This window comes from Georgenia satyanarayanai, from assembly GCF_023715365.1.
Taxonomy (GTDB): domain Bacteria; phylum Actinomycetota; class Actinomycetes; order Actinomycetales; family Actinomycetaceae; genus Oceanitalea; species Oceanitalea satyanarayanai_B.
Genome location: NZ_JAMBNZ010000187.1, coordinates 1 through 269 on the forward strand (window position 1 = coordinate 1; position 269 = coordinate 269).

The 269-nt window shown below is 62.5% G+C and carries 1 rRNA gene; it reads right to left on the minus strand.

Going from position 1 to position 269, the window contains the following annotated elements:
* Positions 1–160: 160 nt before the first annotated feature.
* Positions 161–269 (minus strand): 23S ribosomal RNA (locus M3148_RS17615); the annotation flags it as partial.

Consider the following 269-nt stretch of genomic DNA (forward strand, 5'->3'; position numbering starts at 1 on the left):
TGCTCCCTTGGACGTGCATAGCCATTAAGCACGCGGAGGCTACCTGTCTGCGTCACCCCTGTTAATACGCTTACCTAATGCCGGTTCGGGTTCCGCGCGCGGCCCACACGCACCCCGAAGGGTGACGAGTGGGCGTTGGGCCGTTAGCATCACCGGGCTCGGTATGGGCGGTGTTTCGCCGGTACGGGAATATCAACCCGTTGTCCATCGACTACGCCTGTCGGCCTCGCCTTAGGTCCCGACTTACCCAGGGCGGATTAACCTGGCCC